Below are 24255 nucleotides of genomic sequence, written 5' to 3' on the forward strand. Positions count from 1 at the left end.
CCCCCCCTCCCGTGGACCATCCCGGCCGCATCGCCCGCTGGACCAGCCGGCTGGCCGGCGCGGCGCTGATCGTATTCCTGATGGCCGCACTCGTCACCACCGCATATAAGGTGGCACGCGGCGATCTGGACCTGTTCCCGCAGGGCCTGGGCTGGGCCGCTTTCCTGAACGGCGATACCACCCGCGAGCTGGCCCACGCGCTATCGAACGCGCCGCTGCCCGCGGAATCGGCCAGGCTGGAACGCGGATTCAGCTGGCTGGTAGCGGGCGACCTCGGCCCCCGCGTGCGGCAGGGCTGCCCCGGCTGGCTGTTCCTGAGCGATGAATTCATGCGTTACCCGCATGCGGAGGACAACGCGCAATCGCGCGCGCGAGAAGTCCTGCACGTCAAGAATGCCCTGGGGCGGCGGCATATCGCGCTGGTGGTGGCGGTCGTCCCCGACAAGAGCCGCATCGCCGCCGCGCACCTGTGCGGCTTGCGGCGGCCCGCCGCATCCGCGGCGCGCCTGGACGACTGGGTGGCGTCGCTCCGTGCGGAAGGCGTGGATGCCATAAACCTGGCGCCGGTGTTGGCCGCCGTCGGCGACGGCGCCGAGGATCGCCAGGGCGCCTATCTGCGCACCGACACGCACTGGAACGAAGCGGGAGCCCAAGCCGCCGCCGAAGCCGTAGCGCGAGCGATACGCCGCGCCGGCATCACGGTAACGCCGCGCACGGATTGGACGGTGCATTCGAATGTGGAATCGCGAGCCGGCGACCTGGTCCGGTTGGCAGGCCTGGATTGGCTGCCGGCTCGCCTGCAGCCGCCGCGCGACCGCACGCGCGTTTCCGTCTTCACGCCAACGCAGCCGGCCGCCGCCGCGGCCGGCGCCGACGATCTGTTCGGCGACGACAATCTGCCGAATGCGGCGCTCATCGGCACATCGTTCTCGCGCAACAGCAACTTCGTGCCCTTCCTGGAAAGCGCGCTGCGTGCACGCATCCCCGACTTCGCCAAGGATGGCGGCGACTTCGCCGGCGCGGCGAACGCCTACTTCGGCAGCGCGGCCTTCAGGCAGACGCCGCCCAGGCTGGTGATCTGGGAGATCCCGGAACGGGTAATCGAGGCGCCTCGCAACGGCGACGCCATCACACTGCGCCAGCCATAGAGGCTCGCGGGGCCACGGCGGCCGAACGCGGGCGTGCTAGGAGTCTTCGCGCGAAGCGGTGGTGGGATTGGGCGCGCAGGCGTCCGCGCCGCCCAGCGTGTTGCGGACCCACACCAGCTCGGCGGCGATCGCCACGGCGATCTCCGCCGGCGTACGGCTGGCGATACGCAGACCCACCGGCCCGTGCAGGCGGCCGATCTCCTCATCGGAAAGATCGAACATGCGCAGGCGCTCGCGGCGTTTGGCCTGGTTGGGCGCCGAACCCAGCGCGCCCACGTAGAACGCCGGCGACTTCAGCGCCTCCAGCAATGCCATATCGTCCAGCTTGGGATCATGCGTCACGGCGACGATGGCGGTGCGTTCGTCCGTACCGATTTCCGTCACCGTATCGTCCGGCATGGACGTCAGCAACGTGACGTTCGGCATATTCCAGTCGGCGAAGAATTCTTCCCGCGGATCACACACCATGACGTGAAAATCCAGCGCCGTCGCGATTTCGCTGAGCACCCGCGCGGTTTGATTGGCGCCGATGATCAGCAGGCGCCAGTGGGGCCCGTAGACCGAGCGAAAGGTGCGGCCGTCGAAATCCGGACCGTCGATGGGACTGGCCGGCGCCAGCGCGCAGGCGCCGGTCTGCAGGTCCACCGTACGCATGACCAGGCGATGCGCGCGCACGTCCGCCAGTACGGGATCCAGCCAGGCGGTATCGTGCAAGGGCTCCACCACCAGCCGCAACGTTCCGCCGCAGGGCAGGCCGAAGCGGGCCGCTTCTTCGCTGGTGATGCCGTAGGTGACGCGGTCGGCCGACTCCGGCAGCGTGCCGGCCACCGCGCGGGCCATCAGGTCGTCTTCCACGCATCCGCCGGACACGGAGCCGACCAGCCGCCCATCGCCGCGCAGGGCCGCCAGCGCGCCTGCCTGGCGCGGGGCCGAGCCCCAGGTCTGCACTACCGTGATCAGGTGTACGCGATGGCCTTCGGCGACCCAGTCGCGCGCATGCTGCAATACATCGATGTCCAGGGAATTCATCAAGCATTCATCCTGAAAGTCCCGCCACGAAAGCGGGACTGCCGCACTACCGGCACCGCCGGGAAAAGTACCAGACGCGACCGTTTCGAGCTTATCGGGCGCTTGACGAGTTTGCCCCACTTTCGGCACTTTTCCAAATACGGACATCGCTGGACGCCCGATCCGCGGAACGAAAAAAACCGGCCCCACGAAGGGGCCGGCTTTTCATATCAGCGCTGGGCCGCGCGATCAGCCTTGGAAGGGCTGGTTGTTCGGGTCGCCGAAGGCGATGCTGGTGGCGGTGTTGCCGCTGTCGATGTCGGCCACGACCTGCGCGCGGGTCACGCCGCTGTCGGCTTGCGCCACGAAGGGCGCGTTGTCATTGTCGGCGTTGCCGGTCAGGCCGGCGGCGCGCGCTTGCTGCAGCTCGGCGACGACCTGGTCGCGGCTGGCGCTGCTGGCTTGCTGGCCGTAGACGCCCTGGAACGGCGTGTTGTCCGAATCGCCACGAGGCGTAGCGGCTTGCGCGGCGCCGATGGCGGCGAAGGAAAGAATCAGAGCGGAAACGATGGTCTTGGCTTTCATGGCAGTACTCCTAGTCCTGGTTAAGTGGTCCGGGACGTCCATCGCGATTTGCTGTTTGAGAACGTCGCGATGTCCGTTGCTGTTCCCGATGGACTGCATTCTGCGCCGCCAAAACCTAGGGATAAACCCGCATAGCCGAAAATCATCTTTCCGTTTTCCGCACTAATCTCCCATCATTCTTAGTCTCCGGCTAATGAATCCATAGAGGGCGTCTATGGCCGACGCCCCCCGGGGCGCGGCGCCGCTTCCCGCCTATATCCCGCTGAACCAGTTATAGCCCTGGTCTTCCCAATACCCGCCGGGATAGGTATTCGTGACGAACATCGCGACGATATGTTTGGGATTCTTGAATCCCAGCTTGGTCGGCACGCGCAGCCGCAGCGGTTGCCCATAGTCGGCCGGCAGCTCCGCGCCGCCGAAATCCAGCGCCAGTATGGTTTGCGGATGCAAGGCCGTAGGCATGTCTATGCTGCCGTAGTAGCGGTCGGCGCATTTGAAGCCGACGTAACGCGCCGTCAGGTCGGCGCCGACGCGTTGCAGAAAAGTCTTCAGCGGTATGCCGCTCCATTGCCCGATCGCGCTCCAGCCTTCGATGCAGATCAGCCGCGTGATCTGGCTGGCCTGCGGCAAGCGGCGCAGATCTTCCAGCGTCCAGGCGCGCTTGTCCGCCACCATGCCGGAAACTTCCAGCCGCCACGCGGACAGGTCGATATCCGGCACGCTGTACTCGGGGTAGTAGGCGTTGAAGGGAAAAGGATCGGTGACCTGCCCGGCCTGATAGGTCGGCGCCAGCTTGTTCTGATCGAACAGCCAGGCCTGCACGCGATCGTTCCAGCGCGACATCGCCCACAGGACCTTATCGAACGTATCGCCGTCCTGCATGTTGCAGCCGCTGATCATCGCCAAAGCCCCCAGCGACAGCCCGCCGCGCAGGAACAGCCGGCGCTGCGCGCGATGCAGCTGGCTGCGCTGCGCCGGCTCCAGGATCAGGCGCGGACCGTCGGGACGGGTCTTGCGATCAGGCATCGGAGGCTCCATCGGCACGGCCGCCAAGGGCACGGCCGGTGATCATCGGCGGCAAGGTGCGTGGCACCAGGATCACCAGCAGCAGGTGAACGATGACAAACAGGCCGATACCGGCCATGGCGCAGAAATGCACCACGCGCGCGGCGGCAAAACCGCCGAACAAATCGGTCAGCCAGCTCAATTGCACCGGCTTCCATATGGCCAGGCCGGACAGCACGATCAATACGCCCAGCAGCAGAACGCCCAGGTAAAGCACTTTCTGCACCGCGTTGTAGCGGCCGGGCGCATGGCGCAGGCGCAATCGCAGCGCCGCCGCGGCATCGCGCAATACGGCTCGCGGCGTCACGTCCATCAGATCGCGCCGCAGATGCCCCGACGCGATGCCCGCCAGCAGGTACACCAGGCCATTGCCGACCAGCAGCCACATCACGGCGAAATGCCAGATCGTCGCCGCGCCCAGCCAGCCGCCCAGCGTCGCCCATTGCGGAAAGTTGAAAGGGAAGATGGGAGAGGCGTTGTAGATGCCCCATCCGCTCATGAACATGCAAGCCATCGCATAAACGTTCAGACCATGCGTGATGCGCACGTAGAGGGGGTGGATCGGCCGTCCGCCGCCCTGCGGCCCGGCCCGGACCGGCGCGGCCGGACCATCATCGTGTAACGAGGATGTGGACAAGACGAATCTCCAGCGCCGGATCGCGGCCTTACATCGGCGGAATCGTGCCGTCCTTGCCCGCGATGACCGTGGCGGCGGTCAGGCTGCCGTCGGCGTTCTTGGTGGGGAATACCAGCACCGGCGCACCGGTCTTGAGCAGGCTGCGATCGCCCGGCTCCATGTAGACGATGGGCACATCGGGCGGCACCACCACGGTTTTCTCGCCGTCCTTGTACTTGACCTTCATGGTCGTGCCGTTGGTGCCGACCAGGCTGCCCACCGTACCGTTGGTCATCTGGCCCGTCTTGCCATCGGACCCCATCCAGGGCCGGTTGCCTTCACCCGAACCGCGCAGCGACGCCGCGAACACATGCACTTCCAGCGCCTTCAAGGTGCCGTCGGGCTGCGGCGTGGCCGCCGTGCCGATAAAGCTGTCCGGCTTGATATCGCCAAGCTTGGCCAGCGACACCGCGCGCACCGCGACATTGGCCGGCAGCGCCACGGTCACGTCCTTGCCATTGCGCGCCTTGATCAGCAAAGTCGTATCGGTGACCTGCTCGATCTTGCCGCGTACCGCCAGGCGATTGGCCGGTGCCTGCCCGGCCTGGCCTGAGCCGGCCGCCTGCGCCTGCGCGGCCGCCATGCCGCCCGCCAGCAGGACGCCGGCGCACCATGCGACTATCCGATAATGCTTGTTCATCCGTTTCTCCATCAGGCGCCGCGGGCCGCGGTATCGGTCCCGCCACGCGGTTCTAAAAGGATCGCGGAGCTATCGTGACTCTCCCGCCGGGACGGCAGCATGACGAGCGGATGACAATAATGTCATGAACGATTTGGCGCACCCCGATAAAATCGACGGCAAGCAATCGAGGTGCTGTGTGCGCATACTGGTGGTCGAAGACGACCTCAAAACCGGCGAGTATCTGAAAAAAGGCCTCGGTGAATCGGGCTATGCGGTAGACCTTGCGCGCCATGGCGCCGACGGCCTGCACATGGCGCTCGAACAGCGCTACGACCTGATCGTGCTCGACGTCATGCTGCCCGGCATGAACGGCTGGCAGATCATGGAAGCGCTGCGCAGGCAGCAGGACGTGCCGGTACTGTTCCTGACGGCGCGCGATCATCTGCAGGATCGCATCCGCGGCCTGGAGCTGGGCGCCGACGACTACCTGGTCAAGCCATTTTCTTTTACCGAGCTGGTGCTGCGCGTGCGCACCCTGCTGCGCCGCGGCGTAGTGCGCGAGGCCGATCATCTGCGCCTGGCCGACATGCATATCGACGTCCTGCGCCGCCGCGTAACACGCATGCAGACCGCCATCGCCCTGACCACGAAAGAGTTCACGCTGCTGCACCTGCTGGTACGGCGCGAAGGCGAAGTGCTATCGCGCGCCATCATCGCATCGGAAGTCTGGGACATGAATTTCGACAGCGATACCAATGTGGTCGACGTCGCCATCAAGCGGCTGCGCGCCAAGATCGACAAGCCATTCGAACCCAAACTCATACATACGGTGCGCGGCATAGGCTACGTCTGCGAGGTGCGCGCATGCGCGGACAATGGCGACGCTCCCTGACGCTGCGCACCGCGCTGTTGTTCGCGCTGTTGTCGGCCCTGGTCGTCAGCATGGCGGGGATGTATCTGTACAAGGCGATGGAATCCAGCATGCTGGCCCGCAGCGATGTCGGGCTGATAGGCCGGGTCGATCGCTTTCGCGCGCTGCTGCGCGACACGCTGACCCTGGACGAGATCCGCGCCCGGCCGGGCCTGTTCGAAAACATGCTGGGCAACGAGCAGGACGTGCTGGTGTTCCGCATTCCCGACGCGGAACCGATCATGGACGTCAATCCCGGCCACCAGGCGCTGCCGCGAGTCGCGCCCGTGGCGCTGGACCAGCCCTTGACCCGCGCCGATATCCACAGCGGCACGACCACCACGGGCGGCGCCATGCGCGTGGTCGCGGCGATGGCGCGCACCATGGACGGACGACAGCTTGAAGTGCAGGCCGCGCACTTGCTGGTGAACGAAACGCGCATGCTGGCCGCGTACCGCGACCAGATCGCGCTGGCGGTGGCGGCGGCCTTTCTTTCCATTGCGGTACTGGGCTATCTGGCGCTGCGGCGCGGCTTGCGGCCCTTGCGCGCCATGGCGCGGCAGGCGGCCCGCGTAACGCCGGCCAGCCTGGACCAGCGGCTGAACCTCGCCGATACACCGCACGAACTGCGCGAGCTGACCGCTTCGTTCAATGCCATGCTGGACCGGCTGGCCGATGGCTATGAACGGCTGACCCAGTTTTCCGCCGACCTGGCCCACGAAATCCGCACGCCCATCGGCGCACTGATGGGCAATTGCCAGGTCGCCTTGTACCAGCGCCGCACGCCCGCCGAATATGAAAGCGTGCTGGCCTCCAGTCTGGAAGAACTGGAACGCCTGTCGCGCCTGGTGGAGAACATCCTGTTCCTGGCGCGCGCCGAGAACGCGCAATCGGCCCTCGACTACGTGCGGCTGGATCTGGAAACGGAACTGCGCCGCGTGGCCGACTATTTCGAAGGACTGGCGGAAGAGCGGGGACTGCGGCTGGAGTGCTCCGCGAGTGGCAGCGTGCATGCCGACGCCATGCTGTTCCGGCGCGCGCTGGGCAACCTGGTGGCCAACGCGGTGCGCTATGCGAACGCGGAAAGCGTAATCAGCCTGTCGGCGCGAACGACGAACGATGCGGTCCTGGTGCACGTCGACAATCGGGGCGTGCCCATCGCACAGGACCGGCTGCACAAATTGTTCGACCGCTTTTATCGCGCGGATCTATCGCGCAGCGCCGGCTCGGACGCCAGCGGCCTGGGCTTGGCCATCGTGCGGGCCATCATGGCATTGCATGGCGGCAAGGCCTGGGCGGAGTCATCGCCCGACGGGCATATCCGCTTCACACTTTCCTATCCGGCGGCTGCGTCCCGGCGCACCGCCCTCACGACCACCGGCGGCACCGCTACGGGCGGTGGCAACGAAAAAGCCGGCGCGCAAATCAGCACCGCGCCGTAAGGCGCTATCCGCCTCCCGCAGGGGTTTTTTTCCTAACCTGGTGGGACAAATCTGTCTACCTGGATTTAGTCCGATAAAGGAAAGCTTCCTAACTGTGACTGAGGCGCTTCCTCAATCATTGCAGCGCAGTACGCATTACCGGGATGTCCATGCGCGCCGCGGCCGATCATCGATGCTTTGCGACGCGCCTCCCGTTCGATTCAACCTTGAAGTGGATGCATCGCAGTGAAAGCGAAGACCCTTATTTCCGCATTGATCGTTTCGTTTACCGCCATGGGCGCCGCGCACGCCCAAGCAGGCGCCGATGAGGGCCCCGCGGCACCGGGCGCGGGCCGCGGGCACGTCAGGACCACGAATGACGATCCCAACAACATTCCGTTTCGCGGCGTGTATGGCCAGATTGAAAGCGGCTTGACCCGCGAGCAGGTGCTGGCCGAGTTGCGTGACGCGCCCCGTCCCGGACCGTTCGATGAGCTGCCCCTGGGTCAGGGCGATTCCGGCGACGGCGGCGGTTCCGGGTCTGGCGATTCCTGATCGTCCAATAGTCGCGGGATATGGATTCATTAGTCGGAGACTAAGAATGATGGGAGATTAGTGCGGAAAACGGAAAGATGATTTTCGACTATGCGGGTTTATCCCTAGGTTTTGGCGGCGCAGAATGCAGTCCATCGGGAACAGCAACGGACATCGCGACGTTCTCAAACAGCAAATCGCGATGGACGTCCCGGACCACTTAACCAGGACTAGGAGTACTGCCATGAAAGCCAAGACCATCGTTTCCGCTCTGATTCTTTCCTTTGCCGCCATCGGCGCCGCGCAAGCCGCTACGCCCCGTGGCGATTCGGACAACACGCCGTTCCAGGGCGTCTACGGCCAGCAAGCCAGCAGCGCCAGCCGCGACCAGGTCGTCGCCGAGCTGCAGCAAGCGCGCGCCGCCGGCCTGACCGGCAACGCCGACAATGACAACGCGCCCTTCGTGGCGCAAGCCGACAGCGGCGTGACCCGCGCGCAGGTCGTGGCCGACATCGACAGCGGCAACACCGCCACCAGCATCGCCTTCGGCGACCCGAACAACCAGCCCTTCCAAGGCTGATCGCAACTACCGGTGGCGATCACCGAACCGTTCCCCCGGCGAGAGGCGGGGGTTGCCATAGTGGCAGTCCTCTCGGTGCAGTGCGCGGTACGGTCGGCCCCCTTTTGGGGGCCGACTGCTTTTCGGGGCCTGGGACGGCTATCCATGCACCCCCAATGAAATCCTGGATTACATAGATTGATACTATCGATTTACGTTCTTTAACGAGCTTCAAATCTTAGATTGGTCCTGGATTTGGGATAGTGTATTCGCGAAGCGCGGGTTTATCCCTAGGATGCTGGGATGCACAATATCCAGGCGTCGGGAACGAGAGCAGAAGAACAGCCCCCTGTTCCCCAAATCGACTATTGGAGAAGTGCCATGAAAATCCACACCATTGTTTCTTCCGTTGCCCTATCCCTGGCCCTGGTGGCCGGTGCTCAAGCCGGTACGCCCCGCGGCGACACGGACAACGTTCCGTTCCAGGGCGTCTACGGCCAGGTCGACAGCAATGCCGCCAGCCGTGACCAGGTCGTCGCCCAGCTGCGGCAAGCGCGCGCCGCTGGCCTGACCGGCAACGACGATGTAGACAACGCCCCGTTCACCGCCCAGGCGGATGCCCCTTCGGCGCCCGCCATCGCGCAAAGCGGCAGCGTGCATGGTGACGTCGCCTTTGGCGACATCGACAACCAGCCGTTCCAAGGCGTCTAAGGCCCGGAACGGCGAGGCGCCGGCGGACACGCCGGCCGACCAGACCGGCCGCCAGCTCACAAGGCACGGCGGCAGCCCCGAAGAGAGGCGGGGCGTCTTCCGGTGCTCCTCTCGTGCAGTACCATCGGCCCCGCCCTCACGGGGCCGATGTCTTTTTGACGGTCGCCGTGCTGGCCGATGCCTTGGCCGATGTCCTGGCCGGCGCCCTCGCCGATTTCCCGGACGCCCCGTCGCCGGCGGCGATCCGTCCCGCGGTTTCCAGCGCCTGCACCAGCGCCGCATAGGCCATCTCGCGGGTGCGCGCATCGGGCGCGCGCAATATGAAAGAGGGGTGGTACGTCGGCACAACCACCAGGTCGCCCACCTGGACCGGCTCGCCGAGCATGGCGTTCAGGCGCACGTCCGCGCGCTGCATCAGCGAGCGCAGGGCGGTGGCGCCCAGGCTGACGGCCACCGCCGGACGCACCGACGCCAATTCCTTTTCCAGCCAATAGTGACAGGCCATCACTTCCCGCTGTGCCGGTGTTTTATGCATGCGGCGCTTGCCGCGCGGGAACCACTTGAAATGCTTGACGGCGTTGGTGATGAACACGTCGTCGCGCTGTACGCGCGCATCCCCCAGGGCCCTGTCGAGCAGGCCGCCGGCCGGTCCGACGAATGGCTTGCCCGCCTTGTCCTCCTGGTCGCCCGGCTGTTCCCCCACCAGCAGTATGGGAGCCCGACGCGGGCCCTGTCCCGGCACGGGCTGGGTCGCGTCATGCCATAGGCCGCAGCGCCGGCAGTCCCCCAGCGTCGCGGGCTGCTGGTCGGGCACGATCAAAGGCGTATCGCCCCGCTCGCCTGGGGCCTGGACGGCCTCGGAGTTCTTTGTCGTCGATCGGGTAGTCATCACGGTCCTGCGCAAGTTGGGTGAGGGGGCGGTGCGATAGCGGCAACCCGCCCGCAACCCGACCAACGGGCGGCGCAAAAACCGCACCCGTCCATGCGCTAGGGGTAATCCCAAATATGGTACATGGACCAAAAATGGTATCGTGCCGGCATAACCCCGCGATCCGGGGACCAAGGGGAATTCCACCATGACGCAACGACACCACATTCGCGCCTTCGGGCGCGCCGCCTCGGCATTGGCCGCCGCCTTGTGCACGGCCCTGGCGCTGGGCGCCGGCACCGCCGTGGCCGCCTATCCCGACCATCAGATCACGCTGGTCGTACCGTACGCCCCCGGCGGCGGCGTGGACTCCGTCGGCCGCATCCTCAGCCGCGGACTGGCCAAGGAACTGAATCAATCCGTGGTGGTGGAAAACCGTCCCGGGGCGGGCGCCACCGTCGGCGCCGGCTATGTCAAGCGCGCCGCGGCCGATGGCTACACGGTCATGGTGGTGGACCCGGCGCTGATCATTAATCCCAGCCTGATGCCCAACCTGCCCTATGACCCCCTGCGGGATTTCAGGGCAGTGTCCATGCTGACGGTCTCGCCCTTGATGCTCTCCGTCACCAACAGCCTGCCCGCCAAGAGCGTGGCCGAGCTGCAAGGCCTGGCAAAGTCCGGCGGACAGGGGCTGAGCTTCGCCTCCGCCGGGATCGGCACCACGCCCCACATGGCAGGGGAATTGTTCAAGCTGAAAACCCAGGGCAACTTCATCCATGTGCCCTACAAGGGCTCGGGCCCGGCCATGACCGACCTGATCTCCGGCCAGGTGCAGTTTTCCTTCTCCACCATTGCCGCCGCATCGCCCTTCGTTACCACGGGCAAGATACGGGCGCTGGCCACCACGGGCGACAAGCGCAGCCCGGAGTGGCCGCAACTACCCACCGTGGCGGAAACGGTGCCGGGATTCAAGGTGCTATTCTGGACCGGCCTGTTCGTCCCCGCGCAGACGCCCGCCGACGTCGTCGCGAAACTGAACGCCGCGGTCGCCAAAGTGTGGCAGAGCGAAGAGGCCCAGGAAGCATTGAAGAAGATAGGCGAAACGCCGGCACCGACGATGACGGCGGCGCAGAGCCAGGACTTCGTGCAGTCGGAAAGCAAGATGTGGGCGACCGTGGTCAAGGACGCCAATATCAAGGTCGACTGACCCTCCCGCGCCTGGCGGCGGCACGCTTCCGGGCGCGTTGCGGTCGTACCAAAATTTGTATAGCATTCCAATAAAAATACACAGCGGCGAGGGGTCATGGTGGCTTCGCGCCCGTCATCCCCAGAGTCACAGGCGGTATGAAGCCATCGGTGTTCACCTATCACGACCCCCGCACTGTCGACGATGCCGTCGGTCTGCTGGGGCGCCTGGATAACGCGCGGCCCCTGGCCGGCGGGCAGTCGCTGATGGCGATGATCAATATGCGTTTCGTGCAGCCGGACCATCTGGTGGACCTGAACAAGGTCGACGAACTGGCCGGCATCCACGAATCCGCCGACGCGATCCGCATAGGCGCCATGACGCGCCAGCGCGACCTGGAATTCTCCGCGCTGATCGGCGCGCGCATACCGCTGATGAGCGAAGCGCTGCTGCATGTCGGCCATCGGCAGACACGCAACCGCGGCACGCTGGGCGGCTCGCTGTGCCACCTGGATCCGGCGGCCGAACTAGTCGCCGTCGCCGCGGCCTGCGATGCGGTGGTCGAAGTGGCCGGGCCCAATGGCCGCCGCGATATTCCCTTCGACGCCTTCCCGCTGGGCTTCATGATGCCGTCGGTGGAAGCGGACGAGCTGGTCGTCGGCGCGCGCTTTCCATTGTGGCCGCGCGGACACGGCGCCGCGTTTTTCGAGTTCTCTCGCCGCCACGGCGACTTCGCCATCGTATCGGCCGCCGCGCTGGTCGCGCTGGACGCCGGCGGCCGCATCGCGCGCAGCGCGCTGGTATTGGGCGGCGTCGGGACCGTGCCTCTGCGCATGGCCGGCGTGGAGAAGGTCCTGACCGGCAACGTGCCGTCCATGGAACTGCTGCGCCAGGCATCCGAGCAGTGCCGCGCCGTGGAAGCCCTGGACGACGCGCTGGTGCCGGCCGCCTATCGCCAAAGCCTGGCGGTGGTGATGGCGCGCCGCGCGCTGACCACCGCCTGTGCGCGTGCCGGCGCCCCCATCGCCGAAGGCCGCATCCCCGCATGAACGCCGCGCGGCCCGCCCACGACCAGGCGCGCCCGCCCGCATCGTCGCACCAAGGTATCGCCATGACTACTGCCGTCAACGAACAAACCCGCCGGATCGCCTTACGCGTCAACGGCAAGGAACATGCGGAGGAAGTCCGCGTACGCCTGACGCTGGCGGATTTCCTGCGCCATCAATTGGGACTGACCGGCACCCACGTGGGCTGCGAACACGGTGTGTGCGGCGCCTGCACGGTGCTGATGGATGGCTTATCGGTGCGCTCCTGTCTGACGCTGGCCGTGCAGGCAGACGGCCATGAGATCACCACTATCGAAGGGCTCGCTTGCGAAGGCAGGCTGCATCCCATCCAGCAGGCCTTCAAGGACGAACATGGCTTGCAGTGCGGTTTCTGCACGCCGGGCATGCTGACCACGCTCACCGAACTGCTGAACAGCAATCCGCATCCCACCGAAGCGGAGATCCGCGTGGCGATCTCCGGCAATCTGTGCCGCTGCACCGGCTACGACGGCATCGTCAAGGCCACGCTGGCCGCCGCCGCGCGCCTGCGCGGCGAAGGAGCGCAACCATGAGCCCGCGGGACAGCATCCATCGGGACGCCGCTTTGGCGGACGGCCGGTCCGGCAGCGGCGCGATGGCCGAGGCGGGCGCCGCGGGCGCCATAGAAACCCCGGTGATCGCGCCCCCGGCCACGCCGGCGCAAGAGCCGTCGACACAGCCCCCGGCGACGCCCGGCGGCCCGCCCGCCGGGCATGGCGCGCGGCCAGGCCGCAAAACCTTCGGCGTCAACGTGCCGCGCGTGGAAGACCAGGCGCTGCTGACCGGCACCGCCCGCTTCGTCGACGACATCGACGCGCCCGGCATGCTGCACGCCGCCTTCGTGCGCAGCGACAATGCCCACGCGGCGATACGCGGCATCGGCACCGCGGCCGCCACGGCGGCGCCCGGGGTGCATGCGGTGCTGACGCTGGCCGACCTGATGCCTTACCTGACCAGCGCCGAACTGGTCACGGCGCTGCCCAGCCCCAGCTTCCGCATGAACCTGCATCGCCCGGTGCTGGCATCGACCGAAGCCGCGTACGTGGGCGAGGCGATCGCCGTCGTCATCGCGGAAGACCGCTACCTGGCGGAAGACGCGGCCGCACTGGTGGAAATCGAATACGACCCCTTGCCGGCGGTGGCGGACTGCCGCGCCGCCTTGCAGGAAGGCGCCCCCACGGTACACAGCAGCGCGCCGCACAACCTGGTAGCGGAATTCGACCTGGCCTATGGCGACGTCGACGCCGTCTTCGCCGCGGCGGCGCACGTCTACGGCGAGTCGCTGCTGCAGCATCGCGGCGGCAGCCATTCGATCGAATGCCGCGGCGTGGTGGCGCGCTACGACGCGCTGGACGACGTGCTGACGGTATGGAGCTCCACGCAAACGCCCTTGCCGGCCAGGCAGATCCTGTGCGACCTGCTGGGGCGCGGCCCCGACCAGGTGCGCGTAATCACGCCGGAAGTGGGGGGAGGCTTCGGCCCCAAGCTGGTGTTCTATCCGGAAGAAGCCGTCGTGGCCGTCGCGGCCCTGATGCTGCGGCGGCCGGTCAAGTGGATCGAGGACCGGCGCGAACACTTCATCTCGACCACGCAGGAACGCGACCAGATCTGGGACGTGGAGATCGCGGTCGACGACGACGCCCGTATCCTGGGCGTACGCGGCACGCTGCTGCACGACCATGGCGCGTACAACGTGCGCGGCACCAATGTGCCCTACGGCGCGGGCGCGGCCATGACGCTGGCCTATCGCGTGCCGGCCTATCGCCTCGACATCAAGTGTGTGGCCACCAATCGCGTGCCGGTAACGCCGGTGCGCGGCGCCGGCCAGCCGCAGGGCGTGTTCGCGATGGAACGGCTGCTGGATCGCGTAGCCCGGGAACTGAACCTGGATCGCGCGGAAGTCCGCCGCCGCAATCTGGTGCCGGCGGAAATGATGCCCTACGCCACGCCCATGAAAACGCGGGGTGGCATGCAGGTGGTGCTGGATAGCGGGGACTTCCCGGGCTGCCAGGCGATGGCGCTGCACCGCGCGGACTGGAGCGGCTTCCCGGCGCGGCAGGCGATCGCGCGCGGGCAGGGCAAGCGGCTGGGGATAGGCCTGGCCAATTCCGTCGAAGGCACCGGCCGCGGTCCTTACGAGCAGATCCGCGTGCGGATCACGACGCAAGGGACGGTGCAAGTCGAGTCGGCCGCGGCGGCGATGGGCCAGAGCACGCGGACCATGCTGACGCAGATCGTCGCCGAGCAGCTGGGTGGCGATATGGACAATGTGCGGGTGACGGCCGGGGATAGCCGGTCGTCGGTGCAGGGCTTCGGCGGCTTCAATAGCCGACAGGCCGTGATGGCAGGCAGCTCGGCGCACAAGGCGGCGCTGGAGGTGCGGCGGCAAGTGCTGGAGGTGGCCGCCTCGGTGATGCGCCTGCCGGTGGACGCGCTGGACATCGAAGGACGGCAGGTGGTGGCGCGAAGTTCCGATGCCAAGGCTTCCCTGGGCGAGCTGGCGCGCGCGGCGGCCGGGCTGCCGGGCTTCATGATGCCGGGCGCGACACCGGGGCTGGAAGCCACCGAGCAGGTGATCATCAACGATATGGCCTACGGCAACGCGACGGCGGTGGCGGAAGTGGAAGTCGACGTCGAGACCGGCGAGGTCACTTTGCGCCAGATCGTGTTCGCGCACGACTGCGGGCGCGTGATCCACCCGAAGATCGTCGAAGGGCAGTTGCTGGGCGGCATCGCGCACGGTGTCGGCAATGCGCTGTTCGAACAGATGGGTTACGACGAGAACGCGCAGCCCGTGACGACGAATCTTGCCGAATACCTGCTGGTCACGGCGACGGAAATGCCGTCCATCGTGCTGACGCATCTTGAATCGCCCACGCCGCTGAATGAACTGGGCGTGAAGGGAGTAGGCGAAGCAGGCGTGTTGCCGATCACGGCCGCCGTCGCTTCCGCCGTCGATAACGCACTGGAGGGCACGGGCGTTCACATCACGCGCGTGCCGATATCGCCGGTGAATCTGCTGCAGGCGCTGGAAGCGCGCTAGGCCCCTCGCCATGACCGCCGGCGGCGCCGGCTAGGGTATTCCCACGTTCCGCGCCGTACCAAAATCGGGAAAAATCCCAACAGTAGAACTTCCGTCGATAAGCAGGCCGCGCCGAGCGGTCCGCTGCCGATAACCCTTCTCCTACTTCCGTCGGGAACATCCATGTCCGCCATGCCTCATCGCCGGCCCGCCGCCGGCGGCATTTCGTTGCAGTCCGGTATTGCCGCCGCGCGCCGGCTTGCCGGCCGCGCCCGCCGCGTGCTTACGCTGAGCTCGCTGGCATTGGCCGCGGCCGCCGCCGTGATGCCGGCCGTGCCCGCGCATGCCGCCTTTCCCGAACGGCCCATCACCATCGTCGTGCCATACCCCGTCGGCGGCGCGACCGATACGCTGGCGCGCAGCATAGGCCAGCGCATCTCCGAGACGATGAAGCAATCCGTCGTGGTGGAAAACCGCACGGGCGGCAGCGGGCTTATCGGCATGTCGGTCGTGGCGCATGCGCCGGCCGACGGCTACACCATTCTGTTTGGCTGCACCACCGACTCCGCCATCTTCAAGGCGGCGTCGAAGGCGCCGCCGTCGGTCAACCTGCGCGACGACTTCGCCGCCGTGGCCGGCGTGGCGCTGGCGCCGCACATCCTGGTGGTGCCCGCCAAGTCCGCCCCGCAGAACCTGCAACAGTTGATCGATCTGCTGAAGCGCGAACCGGGCAAGCACAACTTTGCCTCGATCGGGATCGGCACCCTGTCGCATTTGGAAGGCGAGCTGCTGATGCTCACCACCGGCGTGCAGATTACGCACGTGCCCTATCGCGGCGGTTCACAGGCCTTGATGGATCTGATCGCCGGCAACTCCAGCATGATGTTCCTGAGCGCGCCGGCGGCCGTGCCGCATATGAAGAGCGGCGCCGTGCGCGTCCTCGCGGTGGCCGGCGATCATCGCTTGCCCATGCTGCCCGATGTGCCCACCATCACCGAGGCCGGCGTGAAGAATTTCAGCGCGGAAAACCTGTTCGGTTTCTACGCGCCGAAGAACACGCCGCCGGATGTGGTCAATGCCCTGTCGAAAGCGATCGAGGCGGCGCTGCAGCGGCCCGATCTGAAGGCGCTGCTGGAATCGCAGGGACTGGAAGTGCAGTACACCACGCCCGCCGAATTCACCGACCGCACGGTGAAGAACTTCGCCAACTTCGACGCTATCGTGAAGAAGGCGAACGTTACGCTGGATTGAGGCGCCTGCCACGCCGCCTGCGTGGCGGCACGGCGCGCGCCGAGGCGGCTGGCGGCGACGTCCGCCGGCACCCGGCCTACATCGTCCCTTCAGGAAGGTTCAGGCAATGGTCGTAGATCGCGCCCGGCCGGGTGAACCAGACCTCGTTGCGGCGCGGATGTTCGGCGATGTACTTCAGGGCGCGCCGCATGGCGCGCAAGCGATAGGGCTGGCCGGTGACCATGGTGTGCAGGGCGATGCCAAAGACCAGCGGCTGCTTGGCGCTTTGGTCCAGCATCTCTTCGAACTGATCGATGATCATCTGGCTGAACTGGTCGGGGGTGTGATGCCGAACCAGCATTTGCGGGGAATCGTTGAGCTCCAGCGGATAAGGCACCGACATGATGCGGCCGCCGCGGGTCTTCATCCAGATGGGCTGGTCGTCGGCCGGCCAGTCCATCAGGAACTTGTAGCCGGCCTCCTGCAGCAGGTCGGGCGTATGGCGGCTGTGCGACATCCACGGCGCCATCCAGCCGCGCACTTCCTGGCCGGTGTGTTCGAGGATGGCGTCGCGCACTTCGGCCAGGAAGCGGGCCTCGTCCGGTTCCCACATCATGCCGTGGCGTTCGGCGTTGGTGCGGCCGTGGCCGATGAATTCATCGCCGCGCGCCTTGATGGGCGCGATCAGCTCGGGGCAGTACTTGAAGATTTCGGTATTGCAAAGATGCGAGGCAGGCAGTCCCAGTTCGTCGAGCATGTCCAGGATGCGCCAGACGCCGATGCGGTTGCCGTAATCGGTCCACGCGAAGGCGCGCTGGTCGGGCGCCGGCAGCGGTACGGTCAGGTTATGGCTGAGTCCGGTACCGAAAGCGAAGATCTCGATGTTCAAGCCGATATGCATCGCAATGCGCTTGCCTTCGGGCCAGCTGTAGTCTTTGCGCGCGCCAATGGCTCGATAGGGATAGCGATCGTGGGAAGGCAACAGCATGGCGTTTTCTCCGGTTCTACTCGGGCGGTCGACCTGGACCGTACCAAAAATAGATATAATCCCATAAATATAACACCGCGCGTCCTCAACCGGACACCAGGATCAGGGGTAAACCGGCCATGAAACCGAGCAGATTCGTGCACTACGAGCCCACTTCCGTGGATCAGGCAGTGATGATTCTTGCCGACGTCTGCGAACAGGACGGGCGCGTGCTGGCGGGCGGGCAGACACTGGTGCCGGCCATGGCGCTGCGCCTGGCCCGTCCGGCCTATCTGGTGGACATCAACCGCATAGAAGCGCTGCGCAGGCTCGACATACGCGACGGCCGGTTGCATATCGGCGCCTGTGTGCGCCATGCGGATTTCCATCTGGCGCCGGAGCCCGGTCCGCTGGGCCGGCTGCTGGCCACCGTCGTGCGCCACATCGCCCATCTGCCGATACGCACGCGCGGCACCTTCTGCGGCAGCCTCGCCAATGCCGATCCGGCGTCCGAATGGTGCCTGGTGGCGGCCACGCTGGATGCGGTGATGGAAGCCCGCAGCCTGCGCGGCACGCGGCACATCGACGCGAACGATTTCTTTCATGGCTATATGGCCACGGCGCTGGCGCCGGACGAATTGCTGGTCAGCGCCAGCCTGCCGGTATTGCCGGCGGAGACGCGTGTCGGTTTCCACGAATTCAGCCGGCGCGCCGGCGACTTCGCGCAGGCCATGGCGCTGGCGGCCTATGAAGTCCGCGATGGCGTAATGTGCAATGTACGCATCGGTCTGGGCGGCGTGGAAGACCGGCCGCGGCGCATGCCGGCGGCGCAGGCCTGCCTGGAAGGCGAGGCGCCGGATATGGAGACCTATGCGCGCGCCGCGGAAGCGGCGGCGATGGAAGCCGAGCCCACCGACAGCGGCGACGATGAACGGGCCTATCGGCGCGATCTGGTGCGCGCGGTCGTGCGTCGCGCGCTGGCGCAAACCCACGACGCCGGTCGCGCCGGCACCGCGGAACACGTACATGGCAGGGGATATCGATGAACGAACGGGACGCGACCGCGGACGTCGACCACGACGTCGTGCTGAAGATCAATGGCGTGGAATATCCCATCCGGGTGGAAGCGCGCAAAACCCTGGTGGATGCCATCCGCGACGACTGCGGCCAGACGGGCACGCATATCGGCTGCGAACATGGCGTGTGCGGCGCATGCACGGTACTGGTCGACGGCGAGCCCGTGCGATCCTGCCTGATGTTCGCCGTGCAGGCCGAAGGCAGCTGCATACGCACCGTGGAAGGACTGGCGCGAGGCGCGGATTTCCATCCCATGCAGCAGGCGTTCATGGATCATCATGCGCTGCAGTGCGGCTTCTGTACGCCCGGCTTCCTGATGCTGGCCACCGGCGCGCTGGAGCGCAATCCGGACATCAGCGACGAGGAGCTGCTGGACGTGCTGTCGTCGAATCTATGCCGCTGCACCGGCTACCAGAACATCCTGGCCGCCGTACGCGCCGCCCGGTCCGCCATGGCGGCAGCCAATGCTTCCGCGGGAGAGTGAAGCGATGAGCTCTCATGTATACGAGGAACCCCGCGTCGATGCGCCGGTGACCGGCGAACGCATCGTCGGCCGTTCGGTATCGCGCCTGGAGGACCCGCCGCTCGTGCGTGGCGAAGCCTGCTTCGCCGCCGACGTCAACTTCCCGCGCCAATTGCATATGCGCGTGGTGCGCGCGCAAACCGCGCACGGCCGCATCGTCGCCATCGACACCACGCGCGCCCTGGCGCTGCGCGGCGTGGTCGCCGCCTGGACCGGCGCCGACGTCGCGGACATCCCGCCGATCCCGTTCCGCGCCACCAAGGTCACCGGCCTGGAGCCTTACTGCCAGCCCATCCTCGCCCAGCAGCGCGTCCGCTACGTCGGCGAACCCGTCGCCGTTGTGTTCGCCGACAGCCCCTATGTCGCGGAAGACGCCGCGGACCTGGTCGACGTCCAGATCGACCCCTTGCCGCCCATCCTGTCGGCGCACGACGAGCCCGGCGAGTTCCTGCCCGGCCTGAACACGGAGCCCACGGTCATCCGCAAAGGCTATGGCGACGTCGCCGCCGCCTTCGCGGCCGCCCACGCCGTCGTCGCGCTGGACCTGTCGGTGGGCCGGCACTCCGGCGTGCCGCTGGAATGCCGTGGCGCGGTGGCCCGCTACGACGCCGCCCGCGACGTGCTGGAGATGTACGGCGCCGCCAAGAAGTCGCACTGGAACCGCGATGAAATGGCGAAAATGCTGGGCCGCAGCCCCAGCAGCTTCCACCTGTACGAAGGCCACGTGGGCGGCGGTTTCGGCGTGCGCGGCGAAATCTATCCCGAGGACGTGCTGGTGTGCCTCGCGGCCCTGCGCCTGCGCCGGCCGGTGAAATGGATAGAAGACCGCCGCGAAAACCTGATGGCGACCAATCATTCCCGCGAACAGCGCCACCAGATCGAAGCCGCCATCGACGCGGACGGCCGCATCCTGGGCCTGCGCAATACCTTCTTCCACGCGCAGGGCGCCTACACGCGCACGCATGGGGCGCGTGTCGCCGACATGTCGGCCGGCCTGCTGCTGGGTCCCTATCGCGTCCCCGCGTACGAAGTCGCGGGCCACTATCGCCTGGTCAACAAAACGCCGGCCGCCACCTATCGATCGCCGGGCCGCTACGAAACCACCTTCGTGCGCGAACGGCTGATGGACGCCATCGCGCAGCGCGTCGGCATCGATCCCGTCGAAGCGCGTCGCCGCAATCTGATCAAGTCGCACGAAATGCCCTATGCCCGGCCGCTCGACGCGCTGGGTACCGACGTGGTGCTGGATTCGGGCGATTACGACGGCCTGATCGATAAGACGCTGGCGCGGCTCGACTGGCCGCGCCTGCAGGCCGACCTGGCGCGCCGCCGCGCGGACGGCGAATGCGTGGGGCTGGGCCTGGCGATGTTCGTCGAAAAATCCGGGCTGGGTCCCTCCGACATGGTGCGGCTGACAGTCGACGTCAGCGGCGCGATCGAACTGGTGACCGGCGCGGGCTCGGTGGGCCAGGGCATGGAAACCGCCCTGGCGCAGATTTGCGCGCAGGAATTGGGCGTGGACTACCGGCGCGTGCGCGTGATCCACGGACGCACCGATCTGATCGAGTTCGGCAATGGCGCGCATGCGTCGCGGGTAACGGTAATGTCCGGCTCGGCCACGCAGATCGCCGCGCGCAAGGTGCGCGCCAAGGCGCTGGACGTCGCCGCCAAGCTGCTGGACGCCACGCCCGCCGGCCTGACGATGGCCGACGGCCGCATCCGCCGCGCCGACGATACCGCCGGCCGGTCCATCGGGCTGGAAGAAGTCGCGCGCTATCTGCATCCCAGCGCGCGCACCAGCGATGGCCACGAACCGGGCTTGTCCGCCGAAGGCTGGTTCTACAGCGACCACATGAACTACCCCTACGGCGTGCATGCCGCGCAGGTCCGCATCGACGCGGACACGGGGCAGGTACGCCTCGAAAAATACCTGGTGGCGTACGACGTGGGCCGCGCGGTCAACCCCATGCTGATCGAAGGCCAGATCGTCGGCGGGCTGGCGCAAGGCATAGGCGGCGCGCTGTTCGAGGAATTCACCTATGACGCCGACGGCCAGCCCTTGTCGACCACCTTCGCGGACTACGTCATGGTCACGGCGCACGAAATGCCGCCGGTCGACGTGCTGATCACGGAAGACGCGCCCAGCCCGCTCAATCCCATGGGCTTGAAGGGCGCCGGAGAAGGCGGCACCAACGCGGCCGGCGCCGCTATCGCGGCGGCGGTGGACGACGCATTGGGCGCGCCGGGCTTCGTGACCCGCCTGCCGATCAAGCCGCTGGACGTGCGCCGGCACATCGCCGCGCGCGAGCTGGCACGCATGCAGTCCACGCCGCCGGCGTAAGGGAATACAGCAGCATGCGTGTGTGTATTATTTTTGGTACTTGTATTTAATTTGGCATAGACCTGCTACACTGCATCATGCCCCGGGGAGGACAACCGTCATGCAATTCACCAACAACTTCGAAGTATCGCTGCCTCCCGACCAGGCCTGGCCGGTCCTGATGGACATCGAAAGCATCGTGCCCTGCATGCCGGGCGCAGAGCTGGTGGAAATCGTCGACGACAAATCCTTCAAGGGCAAGGTCGCCGTCAAACTGGGACCGGTGGCGCTGTCCTTCCTGTGCAACGCGGTGTTCGAGGAAGTCGATAACACGGCCCATACCGCGCGCATCAAGGCCAGCGGCGCGGACGCCAAGGGCCGCGGCAACGCCAACACCACCATCCGCTTCGGGCTGCAGCCCAGCGCCAAGGGATCGAAGGTGATCATCGACACCGATCTGACGCTGTCCGGCGCGGTGGCCCAGTACGGCCGCGGCGTCGGCATGATCCAGACGGTCGCCAACCAGATCATCTCGCAGTTCTCCAAGAACCTGGAAGCGCAGATTTCGCATGGCCGCCAGGCTGGGGAGTCGATTGGCTCGGCCGCCAGTGCCGGTAATGTCGGCGCTGGCGTCGATGCTGGTGCTGCTGCCGGTGCTGGCACGGGCGCCACGCCGGCTCCGGCGGCAGGCGCGACCAACGGTATGGCGGGCGCAGCCGGCGCAACCGGGGGCCAGGCGCCCACCGGACCGCGCACGCCGCGGCCGCCGGTCCAGCCCGCCAAGCCCATCAGCGGCTTTTCGCTGATCCTCTCTTCCCTGTGGGCCATGATCCGCGGCTGGTTCGGCGGCTCTTCGCGCTGACCGCGCCTCGCGTAACGGCGCGGTGCGTAAGCCGCCGACGTCGCGCGCCCACTGAGTACAAAAAAAGAAACTTTTCCCGATTTTCACGTAGCGCGCGCCGACCGCACACAAGGGGCATGCGCTACACCGGAGCGACCCTTGACCAAGCCTTCCATCAACACCGTACTGACCCTGCTGAGCGCCGAGCGGATGGCGGCGTTCTACGAAGCGGGCCTCTGGCGGGACGAAACGATATACATGGCGGCCAGGCGCCACGCCCAGGCCGCGCCCGACGCCTATGCGGTGCGTGACCGGGGATTGCGCCTGACCTATGCGGAGCTGATCGCCGCGGCGGACCGCCTGGCGGCGACGCTGCAAGCGGCCGGCGTACGCGCCGGGCAGCGCGTCGGGGTGTGGATGTCCAGCCGCGTGGAAACCGCGATCGCGCTGCTGGCATGCTCGCGCAATGCCTACGCCTGCTGCCCGTCGCTGCATCGGGACCATACCGCGGCCGACGTCCTTGCCCTGATGGAAAGCGTCAGCGCCGCCGCCTTCATCGGCGAAAAGGGCTACGGCGCGGATGCCGGCCGCAACGACATCTTTCCCATGCTGGAACGCGTGCCCACCCTGCGGCACGTCATCGTCCTGCCGCCGCTCGCGGACAGGCCCGCGGGCGCCGCCCTGTTCGCCGCCGCGTCGGCCGACACCGATTCATCGCCTGGCAATATCTCCGCCATCCGGGACGCGGGCGCGGCGGCCGCCTGGTCCACCGAACCCAACCGGCTGGTCTATCTGGCCTTCACCTCCGGCACCACCGGCGCGCCCAAGGGCGTCATGCACAGCGACAACACGCTGCTGGCGAACGCGCGCGAAATCGCCAAGGACTGGTCTTTCGGCCCCGACTCCGTCATCTACACCATGAGTCCGCTCAGCCATAACCTGGGCCTGGGCGCCTTGATCAGCGCGCTGGCGACTGGCGGCGAACTGGTCGTGCACGACCTGCCGCGCGGCGCCAGCGTGCTCGACCGCCTCCTCGATACCGGCGCGACCTTCCTGTTCGGCGTACCGACGCATGCCGTCGATCTGCTCGCCGAACTGAAGTCCCGCGGACTGTCGCGCGTCGGCGCGCTGCAGGGCTTCCGTATCTCCGGCGCTTCCGCCCCCAAGGACGTGGTCGCCGAACTGCTGCGCTACGGCGTTATGCCGCAAAGCGGCTACGGCATGACCGAGGCCTGCTCCCACCACTACACGCTGCCGAACGACGACCCGCGCCGCATCATTGAAACTTCCGGCCGCGCCTGCGCCAGCTATGAAGTCAAAATCTGGTCGACCGACGATCCGGACACGGAAGTCCCCATCGGCGAAACCGGCCAGATCGGCGGCCGCGGCGCCAGCCTGATGCTGGGCTATTTCGACAACCAGAAAGCCACCGAAAGCGCCTTCAATTCGCATGGCTGGTTCATGACCGGCGACGTCGGCCGCCTGGACGCGGACGGCTATTTGGTGATCACCGGGCGCAAGAAAGACCTGATCATCCGCGGCGGCCACAACATCTACCCCGCCCGCATCGAGAACCTGGCCATGCAGCACGCCGCCGTGGCTCGCGCCGCCGTCCTGCCGGTGCCCGACGCGCGGCTGGGCGAAAAGGTCTGCCTGGCGGTCATGCTCAAGCCCGGCGCCAGCCTGACGGGCGAGGATATGCTGGCGCATCTGGACGCATCCGGGCTGTCCCGCTACGACATGCCCGAGTACTACATCGAACTTCCCGAGATTCCCCTGACCGCCAGCGGCAAGATCTTCAAGCGCGATCTGGTGGAAGACGTCAGGGGCGGCCGCCTGTCGCCGCAACCGGTGCGCTGGCAGGCCAGGGAAGGCGCCGCGGCGCCCGCGAAGTGAA

The 24255-nt window shown here is 66.8% G+C and carries 23 protein-coding genes; 16 read left to right on the plus strand and 7 right to left on the minus strand.

Annotation, left to right across the window (positions count from 1 at the left end; translation table 11 throughout):
* Positions 1-1148 (plus strand): alginate O-acetyltransferase AlgX-related protein (locus ACNA0R_RS00005; RefSeq protein WP_415823856.1); only part of this gene is annotated, 1148 nt, incomplete at its 5' end.
* Positions 1149-1184: 36 nt separating this feature from the next.
* On the opposite strand, the gene ACNA0R_RS00010 is transcribed toward ACNA0R_RS00005, so the two are convergent.
* The 5 genes from ACNA0R_RS00010 to ACNA0R_RS00030 all read right to left on the minus strand — a co-directional run bounded on the left by ACNA0R_RS00010 (position 1185) and on the right by ACNA0R_RS00030 (position 5122).
* Positions 1185-2177 (minus strand): XdhC family protein, encoded by a 993-nt coding sequence (locus tag ACNA0R_RS00010; RefSeq protein WP_415824439.1) that lies wholly within the window; start codon positions 2175-2177, stop codon positions 1185-1187.
* Between the two features lie 228 nt (positions 2178-2405).
* Positions 2406-2741, minus strand: a complete 336-nt coding sequence (locus tag ACNA0R_RS00015; RefSeq protein WP_415823857.1) for a DUF4148 domain-containing protein — start codon at positions 2739-2741, stop codon at positions 2406-2408.
* Positions 2742-2993: 252 nt separating this feature from the next.
* Positions 2994-3767: a molybdopterin-dependent oxidoreductase gene (locus ACNA0R_RS00020; RefSeq protein WP_415823858.1), complete on the minus strand. Its 774-nt coding sequence runs from the start codon at positions 3765-3767 to the stop codon at positions 2994-2996.
* Positions 3760-4368 (minus strand): cytochrome b/b6 domain-containing protein, encoded by a 609-nt coding sequence (locus ACNA0R_RS00025; RefSeq protein ID WP_415824440.1) that lies wholly within the window; start codon positions 4366-4368, stop codon positions 3760-3762. Before ACNA0R_RS00025 ends, ACNA0R_RS00020 begins: the two co-directional genes overlap by 8 nt.
* A gap of 103 nt (positions 4369-4471) precedes the next feature.
* A complete protein-coding gene (locus tag ACNA0R_RS00030) occupies positions 4472-5122 on the minus strand; it encodes a hypothetical protein (RefSeq protein ID WP_415823859.1) in 651 nt (216 codons plus the stop codon).
* Between the two features lie 178 nt (positions 5123-5300).
* Here ACNA0R_RS00030 and ACNA0R_RS00035 point away from each other — a divergent pair, with 178 nt between their 5' ends.
* From ACNA0R_RS00035 to ACNA0R_RS00055, 5 genes are all read left to right on the plus strand, one after another.
* A complete protein-coding gene (locus ACNA0R_RS00035; protein ID WP_415824441.1) occupies positions 5301-5996 on the plus strand; it encodes a heavy metal response regulator transcription factor in 696 nt (231 codons plus the stop codon).
* Positions 5969-7456, plus strand: coding sequence for a heavy metal sensor histidine kinase (locus ACNA0R_RS00040; RefSeq protein WP_415823860.1), 1488 nt, complete (start codon positions 5969-5971; stop codon positions 7454-7456). Before ACNA0R_RS00035 ends, ACNA0R_RS00040 begins: the two co-directional genes overlap by 28 nt.
* Before the next feature lie 225 nt (positions 7457-7681).
* Positions 7682-7990, plus strand: coding sequence for a hypothetical protein (locus tag ACNA0R_RS00045; RefSeq protein ID WP_415823861.1), 309 nt, complete (start codon positions 7682-7684; stop codon positions 7988-7990).
* Positions 7991-8213: 223 nt separating this feature from the next.
* On the plus strand, positions 8214-8549 hold the full coding sequence (locus tag ACNA0R_RS00050) for a DUF4148 domain-containing protein (RefSeq protein ID WP_415823857.1): 336 nt from the start codon (positions 8214-8216) through the stop codon (positions 8547-8549).
* Positions 8550-8909: 360 nt separating this feature from the next.
* A complete protein-coding gene (locus tag ACNA0R_RS00055) occupies positions 8910-9239 on the plus strand; it encodes a DUF4148 domain-containing protein (RefSeq protein WP_415823862.1) in 330 nt (109 codons plus the stop codon).
* A gap of 136 nt (positions 9240-9375) precedes the next feature.
* On the opposite strand, the gene ACNA0R_RS00060 is transcribed toward ACNA0R_RS00055, so the two are convergent.
* A complete protein-coding gene (locus ACNA0R_RS00060) occupies positions 9376-10128 on the minus strand; it encodes a UdgX family uracil-DNA binding protein (protein ID WP_415823863.1) in 753 nt (250 codons plus the stop codon).
* A gap of 187 nt (positions 10129-10315) precedes the next feature.
* Here ACNA0R_RS00060 and ACNA0R_RS00065 point away from each other — a divergent pair, with 187 nt between their 5' ends.
* From ACNA0R_RS00065 to ACNA0R_RS00085, 5 genes are all read left to right on the plus strand, one after another.
* Positions 10316-11314, plus strand: coding sequence for a tripartite tricarboxylate transporter substrate binding protein (locus tag ACNA0R_RS00065; RefSeq protein WP_415823864.1), 999 nt, complete (start codon positions 10316-10318; stop codon positions 11312-11314).
* A gap of 137 nt (positions 11315-11451) precedes the next feature.
* Positions 11452-12342, plus strand: coding sequence for an FAD binding domain-containing protein (locus tag ACNA0R_RS00070; RefSeq protein ID WP_415823865.1), 891 nt, complete (start codon positions 11452-11454; stop codon positions 12340-12342).
* 62 nt (positions 12343-12404) lie between these two features.
* Entirely contained in the window at positions 12405-12911 is a 507-nt protein-coding gene (locus ACNA0R_RS00075; protein WP_415823866.1) for a (2Fe-2S)-binding protein, read from the plus strand.
* Positions 12908-15421 carry a xanthine dehydrogenase family protein molybdopterin-binding subunit gene (locus ACNA0R_RS00080; RefSeq protein ID WP_415823867.1) on the plus strand — a complete coding sequence of 838 codons (2514 nt, stop codon included), beginning with the start codon at positions 12908-12910 and terminating at the stop codon, positions 15419-15421. The genes ACNA0R_RS00075 and ACNA0R_RS00080 overlap by 4 nt, the downstream gene beginning before the upstream one ends.
* Before the next feature lie 162 nt (positions 15422-15583).
* Complete coding sequence (locus ACNA0R_RS00085) at positions 15584-16651, plus strand: Bug family tripartite tricarboxylate transporter substrate binding protein (protein ID WP_415823868.1); 1068 nt, start codon at positions 15584-15586, stop codon at positions 16649-16651.
* A 76-nt stretch (positions 16652-16727) separates the two neighbouring features.
* Here the strand turns inward: ACNA0R_RS00085 and ACNA0R_RS00090 are convergent, their stop codons facing one another.
* Complete coding sequence (locus tag ACNA0R_RS00090) at positions 16728-17618, minus strand: polysaccharide deacetylase family protein (protein ID WP_415823869.1); 891 nt, start codon at positions 17616-17618, stop codon at positions 16728-16730.
* Between the two features lie 119 nt (positions 17619-17737).
* On the opposite strand from ACNA0R_RS00090, the gene ACNA0R_RS00095 reads away from it, so the two are divergent.
* The 5 genes from ACNA0R_RS00095 (at position 17738) to ACNA0R_RS00115 (ending at position 24254) form a co-directional block, all read left to right on the plus strand.
* Entirely contained in the window at positions 17738-18643 is a 906-nt protein-coding gene (locus ACNA0R_RS00095; protein WP_415823870.1) for an FAD binding domain-containing protein, read from the plus strand.
* Entirely contained in the window at positions 18640-19158 is a 519-nt protein-coding gene (locus ACNA0R_RS00100) for a (2Fe-2S)-binding protein (protein WP_415823871.1), read from the plus strand. Before ACNA0R_RS00095 ends, ACNA0R_RS00100 begins: the two co-directional genes overlap by 4 nt.
* A 4-nt stretch (positions 19159-19162) precedes the next feature.
* Positions 19163-21538, plus strand: coding sequence for a xanthine dehydrogenase family protein molybdopterin-binding subunit (locus tag ACNA0R_RS00105; protein ID WP_415823872.1), 2376 nt, complete (start codon positions 19163-19165; stop codon positions 21536-21538).
* 100 nt (positions 21539-21638) lie between these two features.
* Positions 21639-22379 (plus strand): SRPBCC family protein, encoded by a 741-nt coding sequence (locus ACNA0R_RS00110; protein ID WP_415823873.1) that lies wholly within the window; start codon positions 21639-21641, stop codon positions 22377-22379.
* 138 nt (positions 22380-22517) lie between these two features.
* Positions 22518-24254 (plus strand): class I adenylate-forming enzyme family protein, encoded by a 1737-nt coding sequence (locus ACNA0R_RS00115; protein WP_415823874.1) that lies wholly within the window; start codon positions 22518-22520, stop codon positions 24252-24254.
* The last annotated feature ends 1 nt before the right edge of the window (position 24255 follow it).

The organism is Bordetella sputigena (assembly GCF_965137885.1).
Taxonomy (GTDB): Bacteria; Pseudomonadota; Gammaproteobacteria; order Burkholderiales; family Burkholderiaceae_B; genus Bordetella_C; species Bordetella_C sputigena.